This window comes from Pedobacter sp. Leaf250, from assembly GCF_920984735.1.
Classification (GTDB): Bacteria; Bacteroidota; Bacteroidia; order Sphingobacteriales; family Sphingobacteriaceae; genus Pedobacter.
Genome location: NZ_CAKLBU010000012.1, coordinates 131,208 through 147,498, shown reverse-complemented (window position 1 = coordinate 147,498; position 16,291 = coordinate 131,208). Strand labels below are relative to the sequence as shown.

The window sequence follows — 16,291 nt, the reverse complement described above, 5'->3', positions numbered from 1 at the left end:
GTAATAGATTTGAAATAAATACTATTCGATTTTCTTGGCTTAACACTCTTATTTTCTTTATATCCGTATCATAGCAATTGCAGCTAAAACGTATCTAAAAATTGGTGAGCGATTCGGTGAGTCGAATCCAAACCGCATAAAATACTATTTAACCGCTGATTTTAGCACTAGGTGCAAATCCCAGCGGGATCACACCAATAACTATCAAAATGTATAAAACCCTGCAATCGTATGATTAGCAGGGTTTTTGCTTTTATTGCAGACCAAAAGCTATCTTAGGACAACTTTTTATCTTTAGATTCAAAATCCTCATTTCGATGAAATACAGAATTTATGGATTTACATCAAGTTGTTTTCCGGCAATATCTTCCCATCGGTAAAAATGAAAAGTTTTATCATCGCTCATCGCAACCAATAAACCATGCTTAAAATCATTATTTAATGGCGCTGAAACCACATCGATACCGTCAGTTTGATTGGCAGAATACTTAACCGTTGCCACTAATGGATGTTGATTTGGGGCGCCTGACTTACCCGTTCTATTGTAAACCTTCAATTGTCTTGATCCCTGATCAGAAACTAAAACATAACCTTTATTTCCAGCGGTTTTATAAATTGCAATTCCTTCATTATCTACAGAAAAATCGCCTTGCCCAAATAAAGAAAGTTCTTGATTTCCTTTTGATGGATCAGCATAATATTTACGAACGCCAAATTGTTCATCACAATAATAAACATAGCCCAATTCGTTATCAACGGCAATGGCTTCAATTTCTTTTTTACCACTATATTTTCCAAACTTCCTAACTAGAGTTGCTTTAACGCTTCCTTTGCCATCATCTGCTAATAAATACTGCCATAAATATCCACCTTCTTTTGGTCCGGATTTGCGACCAACGATTGCATAAATTTCACCTTTCGAATTGGTGTACATGGCAATGCCCATCAAATCGCGGAATTCCGGTCCTGTCTCTCCTTCAAAAACTGGTAATCCACCATTATCAACTGGTTTCATATCTGGAAGGGAATATATTCTAAGCTTGTGGGTGTAACGTTCAGTGGTTACCGCAATATCCGTTTTCTTGCCAGCAAGATTAAGTCCGTAGGCGATATCAACATTATCAGGTCTTTTCAAACCCTTCACGGTTTTTGCAGGAACAATCTTTCCTTTCAAATCAAAAACATATAAACCACCGTTTTCATCCTTATCGGTTCCAATTACAAGAGACTGTGAGGGGTTTGCTACATTTACCCAAATAGCGGGATCATCGGTATCAAAATCAACCGGATCGGATACATAAAGTGGTTTAACTGCATCAGGATCTACTTTTTGAGCAATTCCATTACAAGAAAAAAGCAGGCTTAAAACAGCAATTGCGGCAATATTGATTGTATTTTTATTCTTCATTTTAATTTTTAATTCCATAAGCACCTACAAAAACAGCTGGCGCTGGCGAGGTATAAGTTATTCCATTTTTCATCACAATGCCTGCAGCGTGGTGCCGGGTAAAGTTTGTAATACCTTTATTTAGTGCAGGAGAATTTCCTTGCAAGTGAAAATCCCATAAAGTATTAAAATCGGCATTTGATACCGCAGTATTTACCGGATAGTTCACAAATTTAGGATCATTGGCCCCTGCTACGGTACTGATTACATCATTAACTCCGCCAATTACATCGTTTTTACCTGGCTGAAACTGGCTAACTGTAAGCTGATCAAATCCATAATACCAGTTGTTGCTGTAAGCAGAACGTGCATCTTCTGGTTTCTTTGGATCTCTTTTTATCCCAAATCGGGTATTCGCAAAAAGATTGTTGTACAAATCAGCACGTACCGTACTTTCCAACCAAACCGATCCACCTTTAGCTGTTGGTCGCCTCCACCCTGTGTTAACCATTGTATTGTTATAAATAATGATATAGGTTTGTGGTGTTTTATCTCCTGTGTTGGATAGCTTTAGCGCATTGGTATTGGTACTGTAAACCAGATTATAAGCAATATCAGCCAAACAGCCAGATTTAAAATTCATCGCCTCGCCACCTGTTACACCCGTAGTGTAGAAAACATTATTGGCAAAAATAATTTTTCCACCCTCAATATAAGTACAATCTTCCTGAAGATTTCTGAAAATACTATTCTGAACCACTAACTTTCCTTTTGCATTGGAAAACCACAATGCAGGAAGATTTTCTCCGGCAACGGCTTTGTATAAACCCATCTTTACTGATGTAGATGCATCGGAAGTGGTTGAACCGGCATATTCAATAATTGCATGATCCAATACCAATTCTTCGCAAGTTGGGCCTGCCAATATACCGCCCCATAACTTACCAAATTTCTTCTGAGCAGTTTTATAAAATTCGTTTACTGTAAATTTGATTGGATTTTCGGCTGTACCCAAAGCATACAAATTACCTTTTACAATAATCTCGGGTTTAGCAACCGTATCCATCAAAACCGTAACACCTTCTTCAATAGTGAGCGATTTACCTTCCGGGATAATGATATCACCTTTGATTACCTGGGTGCTTCCTTTTGCCCAAACGCCAGAAACTTCTCCGATTGCAGCGCCATCAATAACGGTTGTATCTACATCAATGTTTGCTTTTTCACAGCCTGTTAATGCCAGAAGTGCAAGAATTAGCAATTTAAAAATCTGATTCGATTTCATGTTTTTATCTTTAAAATTTCAATTAATTAAATTTATATCTAAAGCCAACTAAATAGTTTTGCCCGTAATAATCACTTCTAACCAAAGTATTTCCATCCTTTACCAAATCCTCATTGATTTTGTTATTCTCTGGATTGGTACCTTTGATGAACAGCTTGGTTGGTGTATTTAAAATGTTATTGGCTTTGATGAAAACACTTATGCCACTTTTAAATCTTTTTTCTGCTGATGCATCCATTTGAATAAACCCTTTCTGCCATAAATCATTATTTAGAAACTGAGAAACCGTATTAATTCTCGGCCCTGTATATGCTCCGGCCAACTGTGCATCCCAACCTTTTTTGGTATCCTTGAACAATAAAGAAACATTGGCGATATGTTCAGACTGACCATAAAGCGGGCGTTCCTGATTAACCGATAATGCCTCGATATCTTCTGTAGCCGAATTTATAGTTCTCGTAGTTTTTGGCGTAGTAATCCGCGAATGCGTATAAGTGTAGTTTGCCTTCAAGCCTATTTTACTGAAATATTTAATGTAATCTACTTCAGCACCATAGTTATTGGCCGTACCAAAATTTCCAGGAGTGTAATAAATATCCTGTCCGCGAACAGCATCAGCTTGGAAAGTATATTCAATCGGGTCTTTTATGCGTTTGTAAAATGCACCTACAAGCAACTGTTCTGATGCACCAGGGAAAATTTCATACCTTAAATCAAAGTTATCGGCCAGGGCACGTTTTAAGTTTGGATTTCCACGCTCCTGAAATTCTTCGTTAACCACCTTACCAGGTACAATTTCATAGAAACCCGGACGATTAAGTGCTTTGTAATAAGACGCATGTAATTGTGCCTTATCAGTAATGAAATACTTTGCAGTTAAGCTTGGCAATACATCTGTGTAAACTTGTTGTCCCTTCGGGAAGGTTTCTCCAGCCGGAAAAAGCAAATTATAGCCCTGGTTGGTATGCTCTACCCTTGCACCACCAACAATTTCCATTTTAGCAGACACATATTTAAACATTCCATAGCCTACTGAAATTTTTTCTGTTGCATCATAAGTTAGTGGATTGGCTACTGCACCTGTTGGGTTGCTTACCACAAGGTTTAAATCGGTATAATTTTGGAAATCAACTCCATATACCTTACTTGCATCGGCAGCACTTGGCGCCAACGTATAATTATTAAAGAAACTGCTTCTTTGCTTATCGCGATATAAACCACCTGCCATCACATCCAGTTTATGTTTACCAATATCGATTCGGTAAGAAAGATCCAGATAACCCGCTAAATCTTCATCAGTGTTGCGCTCCCACCTGCGGTTTACAGGCGAAGTATTAACCAAACTCAAACGTCTGCTTTGAAAATTCTGCTGTATTCCGTTTAAACTGATACTTGTATTTTCAGGCACATCGTTCTTAGCTGATGAATATACCGCAGACCATTGTAATTCAAATTTCCCATCAAAAAATTTATGATCGCCATGAAGTGTGCTGTTGTAAATCTGTTGCTCGGTTAAACGGCTACGGGTATTGTAAACCAGTTCAGCATTACCTAGTGTAGGGTTATAAACACCGTTATAAGTTGTTGTTACCGCATCTCTTAATTGTTCGTTCTTTAAATTTACGTACACATTGTAGAGGCTTAACTGGTGGTTTTGATTAAAAACATAATCAACTTTTCCATGTAAACCTGTACGTTGTTGCTGCTCTGAAAACTCCCTGTAACTTTTATTTGTGATCACAGCATAAGCATCTGTTCCATTTACAGCAGTGTTGTAAAAGGTACTGTTACTTCCACGATAAGTATTTTGATAACTTCCGGCTAAAACAACGCCTAATTTATTATCTAAAAATCGCTGACTAAGTGATAAACTACCAATTAAATTTGGTGCCGGATTTTTATATTTATAATCAAGCGTACCTTTTGTAAAATCGTTTTGTGTGGCGGTATAGCTTTTGCCATTCAATTCGTAAGGCGATTTGTAATTGATATCTGATGAATTGAAACTGGCAAATTTCCGATCGATGAAGAGTTGACTATAACCGGATGAAACATTTGCATTTACCTGAAATTTGCCTGGAGCATTTTTCATTACCATGTTAATTGCGCCGCCAATGGCATCACCTTCAAGGTTTGGTGTAAGTGTTTTATAAACTTCCAGTCGATCAAGCAAATCAGATGGAAAAAGATCTAGCGGTACGTAACGGTATTTATTATCAGGACTAGGGATTTTAACACCATTAACTAAAGTATAATTGTAGCGTTTATCCATCCCTCTTAAAATGGCGTATTGTCCGTCGCCATTGCTGTTACGCTCAATAGATACTCCAGAAACACGTTGCATCACGTTGGCTACCGTTAAATCTGGAGAAATCTCAATAGACCTGCCTGAAACGATATTCATAATCTGTGTTGCATTTTTTTCCAGTCTGCGGGCACCCTGATCGGTTGAGCTTACCGTATTTGATTTGATGGTTACATCATCCAGCGCTTTTGAATCACTTTCCATATAAAACTTTAAGTGCTCGTTATCTTCTTTCTCTACCATAATTGTTTTTGTTATGGTTTGATAGGTAATGTAACTTACACTAATTTTAGCCGGGCCGGTTGTCATGCCTTTGAATTCGAATGTTCCATCAAGACCAGTATTGGTTACTCGTCTGGGATTATCAAGCACAACCGTTGCGCCTACAATGGCCTCGCCGGTTTGCTTATCGTAAACGTGTCCTTTAATTTTTGTAGCGTTGGCTGCGCCAGCACAAAAAAGAAGAAAAAATAGTATTTGTAAAAGTTTATTCATTGTGTTTGGTCATGTCTTTTTATTATCGACATGGCAAAGGTGTGTACACGCATCCATACTGAAAAATTTAGCGGGTTACATAAAGGCAACAGCGTTACCATATCCATATATCAAAAAGCAACACGAAGAAACAAGCTATTGATTATCAACAAGATGTACGGCAACCAAAACGCCGTTATGCTTTTATTACCGTTACATTAACAAATTGTTAAGCATGTAAATAGAGATGAAAATCTATTTTTTAGATTGAAATGTAACGGCTAAAGTGCTTGAATAAATGCTGATAAATTATCACCCTGCGAAAGATTTAGCTTCTTCCTTAAGCGATATCTTGATACACGTAAGCTATCTGTTGAGATACCAAGTAATGTTGCTACATCTGTAGAATCAAGATTCATTTTTAGCAGAGCGATTAACCGCATATCTGCTGAGGTGAGCTCATTGCTAAATTTTTTAAGATTTTCCAGGAACTGATGGTGAACCTGTTCAAAGGCCTGCGTAAATTCTTTCCAGTTTCTTTCGTGATTAAAACTTTGATTAATCTCCGTCAGGATCTGATTCATCTGTTTTTTCTGGTCACGTTTATCATCTTTTACCATTGCCTGCAATGTATTACGCAGGTTTTCGAGGAACTGATTGTTTTTGATCAGGTTTAAAGTATGTGTAGAAAGTTCACGGCTTTTTACCTCCAGCTGTTGTTTAAGGTTTTGCTCTTCCAACTGAAGATTTTTTAGCTCCAGACTGGTTAAATCATGTTCAATTTGCTTTTGCTTACCCAACATTTTTTCATCCCTTAGCTTAAAACGTTGCCTGCTGAAGATGGCAAACCCAAGAATAATAAGCAGCAAAACCACGATTGTGGCAGAAGTTACAATAATCCGGTTGATTTTTTTATCTGCCTGAAGTTTATTGATTTCATCTGATTTTTTATTGATATCATAGAGCACCTGCAAAAAAGCCACCTGTTTGGCGCCATCTTCCGAATACAAATCTAAGGTGTACTTATAGCCCAGCTGAATATAATGATAAGCGCTATCCATTTGATTTAACAGCTCATAGGCTTTGCCCAAATCTCTGCAGCATGATGCCAGTTGATAAGCGTTTCCAAGCTTACTTGCCAGGTGCATGGCTAACCTGGTTTCCGTTATACTCTTGTTGTAATATCCGGTTTTACGTAAAATATCGCCGAGGTTGTTAATCACTTCAATGCTGCCCAGTTCATTGTGGTCTTGTTGATATAAAGAAAGTGATTTTTTAAAGTGCTGATCTGCCAGTTCATATTTCTCCAGGTCTTCATAGATGCTGCCCAGGTTTTCATAAATTTTAGCAGCACCGCTCCTATCGTTGGTTTTTTCGATGATTTTCAACGCCAACCTTTGATACACGAAAGCACTATCAAAGCTTTTACGCTTTTCATAAAGCTGGCCAATATGGCCATAAACCATGGCCTGACCTTTTAGATCCTTTTGTTTTTGATAAATCGATAATGCGAGCGAATAGTTTTTCATCGCCTTATCTGGTTGTTTAATGTAGTAATATAAAACCCCGACATCGCTTAAGTTTGCAGCAAGCGATAAAGGTTTGCTGTTACTGCTGAATATTTTTTCTGCCTTTAAAAAGAATTCTAATGCCTGCCTAAAATGTCCCTGGCGATAGCAAACCCTTCCCATTTGCTGTAAACATTCTCCTTCCAAAACAACATCATTGTGCTCAATTGACCATGCATATTGTTTTTTTAGTTCAACTAAAGATTCAATTGGCTTTTTTACTTCGGCAAAAACAGCTCCACCAAATTCGGCTTCCTGACTGAAGGCACTCCAGGTTAAAAAGAATAAGATTAGGCAAGTGCCGAAGTGTTTTTTCATGTCGAAGGATTTATTGCGACAAAGAAAGACTGACTATGTTAAATTAAAGTTAAACCCGTAAATTAAATCAATAAAAAAGGCTGTCTTTTCACCTTACGCTAAATGCCAAATTATTTAACGCAAAATTTTAAAGACAGCCTTTGAAGTAAATGAGTTCCTATTTTAAGGTTTACGCAAAGTTGTTTCGTAAATATTTTTACCCGTGTGATCAATGATTTTTGCATTCAATCGGTTTTGATCAATTGAAAAATACATAAAACCATAATCTGAAGCTTCAAATTTACTGTAGGGTATTCCGCTGCTTACGGGTGTAACCTCCGAACCTGCCCCAGAAATAAACTGATGCGTGATACCCGGCGTTACCAGATGTTGAAGCGAATGATCATGACCTGATAAATAAACATCAACCTTGTTGCGTTCGAAAATATCTTCGAGCACTTTTCTAACCGCTAACGTATCGTAGTTTTTAATTCTTGGGCCAACCGTATAAATTGGATGGTGCCCCATTACCATTTTCCACTTTACATCAGGGCCAGCATTTTTCAACGTTTCATCGAGCCATTTTAATTGTTTTTCTGGATGCTGATCTTGCACCCATGGTTTGTATTGCTCACTTTGATGAAATTCAGGAATCAGCGGACAAGTATCAATATAAATCATTAACACCTTTCCGCCACCTTTAATGGCCACTTCTTTTGAATAATAACGTGATGGCATTTTCCATCTCCGGCTGATTTTGCTGTACCTTACCTGCGCATCAGGATCAGAAATATAATCGTGGTTTCCTAAAATCGGATACCAGTCCCATTGCAAAGAAAAATCTGTGTAGATATTTTCGAAAGAATAATGCCACAGTGGATCATGTTCACTGGTAACCCCTTTCGGGTAAAAATTATCGCCCAATGAAATAATGAAATCGTTTGGGTTTTCGGTCGCCCACTTCCCCATCTGTTTGGCCACATGAAGCTGGTGATCAGCACCGTTTCTGCCCCAATCGCCAACGGCCATAAAATGAACTGGATAATCATCCTTTAATTCACTTCGTGGTGCAACATCTTCACTCTCTAAATGTGTTTCGCGAGTTTCGGCAAATGAGTGTAATGGTGCAAGCATTCCCGCACCTATAGCGCCTAACGCCGTTCCTTTTACAAAATCTCTTCTCTTCATTTTAGTAACCTGTATTTTGTTTAAGATTTTTATTAAGCACCAATTCTGTTGCAGGAATTGGAAAAATATCGCGGTAAGCACCTTCGTTACCTGCTTTAAATCCCCATTTGCCCTGATATTTACCAAAGCGGATCAAATCATTTCTGCGCCATCCTTCCCAGGCCAGTTCACGTCCACGTTCTTCCAAAATCCCATCTAAAGTAATGGTGGTAACCTCTGTCGCTTTCGCACGAACACGCACCCTATTTACTAATTTCACTGCTTCAGCTGTTGATCCATTTGTTCTCAATAAAGCTTCAGCTTTTAGCAAATAAACATCTGCCAATCTGAAAATCGGCATATCATTGTTTTGAAAACGCGTGCTGCTGTTTGTATTAGGATCAGGATAAAATTTAATTGAACGAACGCCTCTGGAAATACCACCTACTTCAGCACCTACATCCATGGTTTGATCATTGGTTAAAATGATTTCCGGTGTGAAATTTAATTGAGCAGAACCATTCATGATTGGTGTGATACCATCTGCCAGAAACTGTTTACCAGCAAGCCAGGTGGCGTTACGTACATCACCAGGCAGATTAAAAGTATCATAAAACTCTTTTAAGGTACATTGTGCATTACTCGGGCTAAACGGAAGATTGTATTTTGCCCTTAAAGTGCTGTGCAAGGTATAGCGGGTAATGGCATTTCCGGCAGAATAATTGGCATCGTAAATGGCAGCGAAAATCGTTTCCGTATTCGCACCATTGGTAGGCGAAAAGAGCGTATTGTAATCGCTAACTAAGACCATTGATGTGCCATTGATGATTTTATCGCCATAAGTAATCGATTCGGCATACATCGGCTTACCGATATATTGTTGGGCGTTAATATAAAGTTTCTGCAATAACGCATAAGCCATCCATTTTGTTGGGCGACCATAAAACTCAGCTGTTACGGTAACAGGAGCAGATAATCCTTCAGACACAGCTAAAAGTTCTTTTTCGATATACGCAAATACTTCTGCTTTGGTAGATTGTTTAGGACTTTCAGTGCTTCCAAAACTGGTAATCGGCACATTGCCAAACATATCCATAATGTAAAAGTAGTATAACGCCCTCATCGCTCTGATTTCATTTAAAAATTGAGTTTTAGTAGGGCTGTCAACCGATTTTTCGAGCAAATTCAATACCCGGTTACAATCGCTGATGCCAGCGTAACCCCATTGCCAGGCACTTTGTACAATCGGCTGATCGGGTAACCAGTTGTGTTTGTGCAAGGTTTGGTACCTGCCCTGATCATAATAACCACCATTTCGGGCAGTAATAATGGCTTCTTCGCTGGTCAATTCGTAAATCCGCCAAACATCGGTGCCAAAACCTGCATTAAATTTTTGATAAACCGTTCCTGTTGCAGCCACAAAAGCATCTGGCGTTACCGGAAAATTGTCACTGGTTAATTGTGATTCCACATTTACATCCAGTTTAGTACAGGCACTTAATGTCAATGCCATTAACGCTACCGCTGTTATATATTTTCTCATGTTATACGTTGTAAATATTATAGGTTGAAGTTTAGACCAAAAATTGCCGAACGGGTTTTAGGGTAGAAATTACGGTAATCAATACCAGGCGTTTGACCTGCCATATTGATTTCTGGATCTACACCTTTGTATTTGGTAATGATGAATAAATTGTTTCCGGAAGCATACAAGCGCAAGCTTCTGCTGCCTTTCATTTTGAAAGTATAGCCTAAAGTTGCATTATCCAGACGCAGGTAAGAACCACTTTCCAAATAACGGTCAGAAACAAATTGAGCCTTATCATCATTAATCGATTCGGTAAGTGCTTCCTTCGCAATATTGGTTTGAAAGGCGTAAATAGGCGCAGTCATATCAGCAAGTGTTGCATTTAAGATTTGATTACCATAAACACCACGGATGAAAAAGTTAAAATCAAATTGTTTGTACCTGAAAGTATTGTTCCAACCGTACAATAATTTGGGTTGCGCTGAACCGGTAACTTCGAAATTCTCAAAACCCGTATTGGCTGTTGATGCATTTCCAGCTTTATCGTAAAACATCGATTTACCCGCAGCATCTTTCCCTGCATATCTAAGTGTGTAAAAAGAACCTAAAGACAACCCTTCTCTAATAATTTGATAACCCAAAGCGCCCGATTGACCTCTGCCACCTACACTTGCCGTGTAAAACTCACTGGCCTGGAATAAATCGTTAGAGATGGATGTAATTTCGTTTTTGTTGTGCGATAAATTAATCGCCGTATTCCAGCTGAAGTTTTTGGTTTTAACAGGTGTGGTATTCAAAGTAAATTCGATACCCTTGTTCGTCATTGCGCCAACATTTGCAGTTAACACATTAAAAGGATATTGTGTTGTTGATACCGAATAAGGTGCAATCAGATCTGTTGTTTTTTTGTTGTACACATCGATTGATCCTGAAACTTTATTTTTGAAAAGGCCAAAATCCAAACCAATGTTTAGTGTAGCGGTACGCTCCCATTTTAAGTTGGGATTATCATTTTGTGTTGGGCCAATTGCCGTTAACCATTTGCCGTTTGAGTAAAAATATGATCCACTTTGTGCGCCATAAATGAGTCTGGCAGTATAGGCATCAAAACCGATTGAATTTCCGGAAACACCATAACCAGCACGAATCTTTAGATTATCAACAAAAGATACGTTTTCCATAAAAGCCTCACGGTCAATATTCCAGCCTGCAGAAACTGAAGGAAACATTCCCCATCTGTTGTTTATACCAAAGGCTGATGAACCATCCCTACGAATGGTGGCCTGCAGTAAATATTTGCCTTTATAATCGTAAATGGCTCTTCCATAAAAGGAAATCAATCGAAGGGTAGAAATGTAATTGCTGCCATAATTTACCACCGTTGAGCCGTTACCATTACTTAAGCCCAGGTTATTCCACAACAGATCATCTGACACGAAATTCTGTCCCGATGTTTGAAAACCATCGCCATTGCGGTTTTCCTGCCACGAGTAACCAGCCAATAGTTTTAGGTTATGATCGCCAAAGCTTTTATCGTAGTTAAAATAACCTTCAAATACCTTTTGCGTGTTTTTTACTGATGAACGTTCTGCATAACCATTAAATCCCTGTTTTAACATCGAAAACCGGTTATTGTAGAGGTTTTCATTTATCTGTTCGCTTTGCATGGAAACCATTGCGTTAAAATCCAATCCATTTACAATATTGGCTTTAACGTTTCCATTAATTAAATAAAGATTGCTTTTGCCTTGAAAAGTATTATTTTCAAGCAAGGCGACAGGGTTATAATAACCACCCGTTCCGGTTGTTCTGGTGGGGTCTTCATAAAAACTTCCATCTGCTTTTCTAACACCTACAGTTGGCAAATAAGTAAACATATTGTTATAAACCTGGCTTGCAATTCTATCATTTGTGGTATTGCTGTTGGTTAAATTCAAATTTATTTTCAGGCGGTTATTCAATAATCTTTGTTCCATATTGGCCCTGGCAATGAAGCGCTCCATTCCTGACCTTTTAATAATCCCCTGATTATCTAAATAATTTAAACTGGCACCATACGATGAATTTTCTCCACCGCCATTAAAATTTAAATTATGGTTTTGAGATATACCTGTTCTGGTTACTTCATTTAACCAGTTGGTATTGCTACCATCATCACTAATTTTATCCAATACTTTTCCGTTATCTCTTAAGTAAGTTCTTAATTCATCGCCTGTGGCCATTTCAATACTATTTGAAATGGTTTCAGTTGCCCCATAAGCACTGTATGAAAGTTTTCCAAGCCCTTTTCCCGAGTTTTTGGTATTCACCATAATTACCCCGTTAGCTGCTCTTGAACCATAAATTGCGGTTGATGATGCATCTTTTAAAACCTCCATGCTTAAAATATCATCCGGTGCTACCAGATCAATTGATGCTCCTGGAACACCATCAATTACATAAAAAGGTTCTTGTGCGCCTTCCCTAAAACTCGATGGACCACGCAAAATTACCGCAGGCTTATCAGTTGGATTACCACTTCTGGTAATATTCAAACCTGCAACCTTACCTTGCAGCAACTGTCCTGGAGAACTCACTACACCTCGGTTAAATTCATCGGGTTTAATGGAAGTTACGGCACCGGTAATTTCGTTTCTTTTACTTTTACCATAACCGATAACCACTTCCTGCAAATCATTTGACGCTTCTTTTAATTTTATACTCAAAGCAATTTGCTGACCCGAAGTAACGGTATAACCCGAAAGCGTATCGGATTTAAAACCGATGGAACTGAAAATAAAACGATATGGACCACCAGGAGCAATATTTGAAAAGCTGAATAATCCGGTACCTGACGAAGTTGTTACCGCCGATTTGCGTGTTTTTTCATGCTCCGCTTTAACGGTTACGCCAGGAATCCCCTGTCCAGAAATATCCAGAACAATTCCTTTAACGGGTTGCTCCTGTGCCAAAAGTGGACTTGCCCAACCGATGATGCCGAGGCATAACATACGTTTTAGCATTTTTAATCTTTTTGAATACATAATAATTTGTGTGGATGCTGTTTGGTTATATTAATTGGATTTTTGAATAAAAAATTCGTTTTCTGATACCTTGGTAAAAGTCATATTGTTGATGAGGCATATTACCTTTAGGATGTCTTCTGGTTGTTCCTTTACCGTATCAACTTTGCCTGTAAAAGTGATGTGATTGATTTCTTTTTGATCGGTACTGATTGCAATTCCATAAGCGTCATGCAACAGATTGAAAACTTTTGCCAATGGAATATTCTTCATATTAATCACAGCGCCTTCATGTGAAATGGCTTCAGTAGGGGCTTTAATTAATTTTGATGAATTGATGAAATTGGTAGATTCCAGGTTTGGATCATACACTAAAGTGGTTCCAACGGTGGAAATGTATGCCAGTGGTTTTTTGGTTTTAACGTTTGCCACGACAATCTTCCCTGTGTGCAGCTTAACAGAAATATTTTTTCCTTTGGTATTTATGGTAAAAGAAGTGCCGAGGGCAGTGGTTTTTAAAGCACCTGAGTACACGCTAAATGGTCTCGAAGTGTTTCTTTTAACTTTAAACTTTGCTTTACCGGTTAAATAAACATCACGCAGTTTTTGATCGAATGCACTTTTAAATTTGATACCCGAACCAGGATAAATGGTTACTTGTGAAGCATCTGGCAATTGATAATTTAGTATTTCCTGAGCGGTATTATTAATGGTTTTCCAGATATTTTCTGCTGCAACTGGTTTAATTGTAGTTTTGGCAACCGGATTGATTTTTGAAGGTTGGTTGCTTACATTGTTTAAACCTAGGTACAATGCAAAACCTAAAAGCATCGTTACACATGCCGCAGTTGCATATTTACTGAACTGAATTAATTTGATTTTTCTGGCTTGCTTTTGTGCTTGCCTGGCGAAAATTTCGTTGAGTACAAAACGATGCATCTCTTCTGATTTGGAAGAAGATAATTCCTCATCCGATTTAAAAGATTGCCATTGCTGATCACTAAAATTTTCCTGGATAAACACCTCATCACTGAGCTTGCGTTTTCTTCCTTTGTTTGGCTTCATACTATAATTACGTACGCCGCCGGGTTAGCCCTCACGAGTTAACAATAACTTAATATAGCTACATCAATATGGTGAACATATAATGCTTTAACCGCGATAAAACCTTTCCAATATGGTTTTCGACGGTTTTGGTAGAGATACCCAGCATTTCAGCGATTTCAAGATATGAAAGTCCATTATCCCGGCTCAGGTTAAAAACCATTTTCCGCATCGGCGGCATCGCCTCTATCTCTTGCTCAAAATGTTTTAACATATCCTTACTTTCGATCATTTTCATCAAATTATCTGTAAAAGGATATTGGCTGGATTGTGTGTTGTATTTTAATCGGGTTGATTCTTTTCTCAGTTCATCAATCATTACCTGGCGAGCCATACCAAAAAGCTGAACATTTAATTCGGTGGTTTCGCTCAACGAATTTCTTTTCTCCCACAAACGGATAAAGCAAAGCTGAACAACTTCTGTAGCAATATATTCTGATTGTGTTTTCTTAAAAATGAATTGATAAATTGGCTGATGATAACGGGAATATGCCTCATTAAAAGCCGGCAGTTCTCCTGCCCTAATTTCGCGTATCTTATCCTGGATCATTGAAGCCACAAAATTATAGGCTTACACGCGAAGGTATTTTAATTTAATGTTATCAATGTGTGAAGTCTCTCATGGCAAATATTGATGATGTTTATGATATTTTTAACCAATCTCCATTGAACACTTAGGGATGATATTTTAAAGGATTAGCATTTTGAAAACACACTTTGAACATCTTTATAATTTAATTCTTATTTCTAATATATTTCGAAGACCGATTAATTTATCGCGATTATTTTTTTTGATGCTGATGTAGCGTTAAACCCCATTATCCCGTTTAGGAGATAAACTTCATAAAACCAACCCTATGAAAAACTTAACGCTTAAACTCATTATTTTAATGCTTAGCCTGGCCATCGTAATCAGCTGCAAAAAACCACTTTCAACACCAGCGCCTACAACATCCCAATCCTTCCTGCCGATGCAGGTTGGTAATCTCTGGTACATGAACAGCCAGAACTATACCGAAATTAAGGACAGCGTAATGATTAGGGGAAAACTTTATTATAAATTCGTTTCACTCATAGGAGGCGATGCCTTTGCAATTAGTTACCTGCGCATTGATGAGAACGGAAAACTCATCTCCAGTGATCCAAAATATCCTGATTTACAAGTTATCCGCGGGGATTTCAGCGCAAAAGTTGGCGAACAGTTTTTCACCATAGGAACCGGGACCGATACCGACCAACAAGTGACAGTTACAGAGAAAACCGATACCAGAATAAGTTTCTCCTTTGATTACATCTACCATATTAACCTGAAGGGGCATCCATACGTAAATACTTACATTAAAGGCCAGGGATATCCGGGAGACTGGACCAGATTAAAGATTAATGGAGTAGTGCTGAAGTAATCAGTAATATCAAACTAATACTAAGGGGAAAGCTGATATAAACACAGAGGTTAGCTTTTTTATTTTGTAATTTAATTCTTATCCACCTAAAATAAAGCAAATGAAAAGAATCCTGGCTTTTATTTTCATGATTAATATCATCATCGGTTGCTCAAAAGAGAAGATTAGCGGACAATCCGGGCCAGAATACGCCTGTTAAACAGCAGTCACCATAACTTTAAAAATGTGGTTGTCAATACGGGAACAGGTGAAGTAACCTTTGGCAATTTAGATGCTGGAAAAAATACAGCATACCAAAAATTTAGCAAAGCCTACCGCTATGCCTTCGTCAAGTTGGAAATCGATGGCAAGACTTACACTATTCAGCCCATTGATTTTGTTGGGGAGGAGCCGCTAAAAGATGGTTGTTATGCTTATCAAATAAGTGTTAATAGTAGTCAAGGTCAATTCAGTAATTTGAGTTTAAAATTAATTGAAGAATGAAAGACAATCACATGTCCAGATTCATTTCACGCCTTTGATTTGGAATAAAATCCAAGCCAAAATGATAAGGCATTTGAATGGTTGATCTTTGAATATAAGTAAAGTGACTTATTGAAACAGTTAGCGGAACTTTACCTGTAAGCTCTCCTCTCTAAGTTTGAATGATCTTCTCGAGGCAACAATCCGTACATTTACCGGTTTATAATTATGAAACTTTGAGTGAACTCTCCTCCTTATTTTCAAATAGGTATTAAGGGTGTTTTTTTAGTTTATTTCAGATGCTAATCC

At 38.0% G+C, this 16,291-nt stretch carries 11 protein-coding genes; 2 read left to right on the top strand and 9 right to left on the bottom strand.

Features of this window, described 5'->3' with window-relative positions; translation table 11 throughout:
- Nucleotides 1-331: 331 nt before the first annotated feature.
- The 9 genes from LUA91_RS12645 to LUA91_RS12605 form a co-directional block, all read right to left on the bottom strand.
- Nucleotides 332-1,408: a phytase gene (locus LUA91_RS12645; RefSeq protein WP_231426418.1), complete on the bottom strand. Its 1,077-nt coding sequence runs from the start codon at nucleotides 1,406-1,408 to the stop codon at nucleotides 332-334.
- A gap of 1 nt (nucleotide 1,409) precedes the next feature.
- Nucleotides 1,410-2,672 carry a right-handed parallel beta-helix repeat-containing protein gene (locus LUA91_RS12640; RefSeq protein WP_231426417.1) on the bottom strand — a complete coding sequence of 421 codons (1,263 nt, stop codon included), beginning with the start codon at nucleotides 2,670-2,672 and terminating at the stop codon, nucleotides 1,410-1,412.
- Between the two features lie 22 nt (nucleotides 2,673-2,694).
- Nucleotides 2,695-5,472, bottom strand: a complete 2,778-nt coding sequence (locus LUA91_RS12635; RefSeq protein WP_231426416.1) for a TonB-dependent receptor — start codon at nucleotides 5,470-5,472, stop codon at nucleotides 2,695-2,697.
- 260 nt (nucleotides 5,473-5,732) lie between these two features.
- The gene (locus LUA91_RS12630; protein WP_231426415.1) at nucleotides 5,733-7,337 is read right to left on the bottom strand and encodes a tetratricopeptide repeat protein; all 1,605 of its coding nucleotides are present in this window, start codon (nucleotides 7,335-7,337) and stop codon (nucleotides 5,733-5,735) included.
- 162 nt (nucleotides 7,338-7,499) lie between these two features.
- Nucleotides 7,500-8,504, bottom strand: coding sequence for a metallophosphoesterase (locus tag LUA91_RS12625; protein WP_231426414.1), 1,005 nt, complete (start codon nucleotides 8,502-8,504; stop codon nucleotides 7,500-7,502).
- A gap of 1 nt (nucleotide 8,505) precedes the next feature.
- Nucleotides 8,506-10,026: a RagB/SusD family nutrient uptake outer membrane protein gene (locus LUA91_RS12620; protein WP_231426413.1), complete on the bottom strand. Its 1,521-nt coding sequence runs from the start codon at nucleotides 10,024-10,026 to the stop codon at nucleotides 8,506-8,508.
- Between the two features lie 17 nt (nucleotides 10,027-10,043).
- Nucleotides 10,044-13,013, bottom strand: coding sequence for a SusC/RagA family TonB-linked outer membrane protein (locus LUA91_RS12615; RefSeq protein WP_231426412.1), 2,970 nt, complete (start codon nucleotides 13,011-13,013; stop codon nucleotides 10,044-10,046).
- A 51-nt stretch (nucleotides 13,014-13,064) separates the two neighbouring features.
- Nucleotides 13,065-14,078 carry a FecR family protein gene (locus LUA91_RS12610; protein WP_231426411.1) on the bottom strand — a complete coding sequence of 338 codons (1,014 nt, stop codon included), beginning with the start codon at nucleotides 14,076-14,078 and terminating at the stop codon, nucleotides 13,065-13,067.
- 58 nt (nucleotides 14,079-14,136) lie between these two features.
- Nucleotides 14,137-14,667 carry a sigma-70 family RNA polymerase sigma factor gene (locus LUA91_RS12605; RefSeq protein ID WP_231426410.1) on the bottom strand — a complete coding sequence of 177 codons (531 nt, stop codon included), beginning with the start codon at nucleotides 14,665-14,667 and terminating at the stop codon, nucleotides 14,137-14,139.
- 307 nt (nucleotides 14,668-14,974) lie between these two features.
- On the opposite strand from LUA91_RS12605, the gene LUA91_RS12600 reads away from it, so the two are divergent.
- Nucleotides 14,975-15,520 carry a hypothetical protein gene (locus LUA91_RS12600; protein WP_231426409.1) on the top strand — a complete coding sequence of 182 codons (546 nt, stop codon included), beginning with the start codon at nucleotides 14,975-14,977 and terminating at the stop codon, nucleotides 15,518-15,520.
- A 225-nt stretch (nucleotides 15,521-15,745) separates the two neighbouring features.
- Complete coding sequence (locus tag LUA91_RS12595) at nucleotides 15,746-16,003, top strand: hypothetical protein (protein WP_231426408.1); 258 nt, start codon at nucleotides 15,746-15,748, stop codon at nucleotides 16,001-16,003.
- The last annotated feature ends 288 nt before the right edge of the window (nucleotides 16,004-16,291 follow it).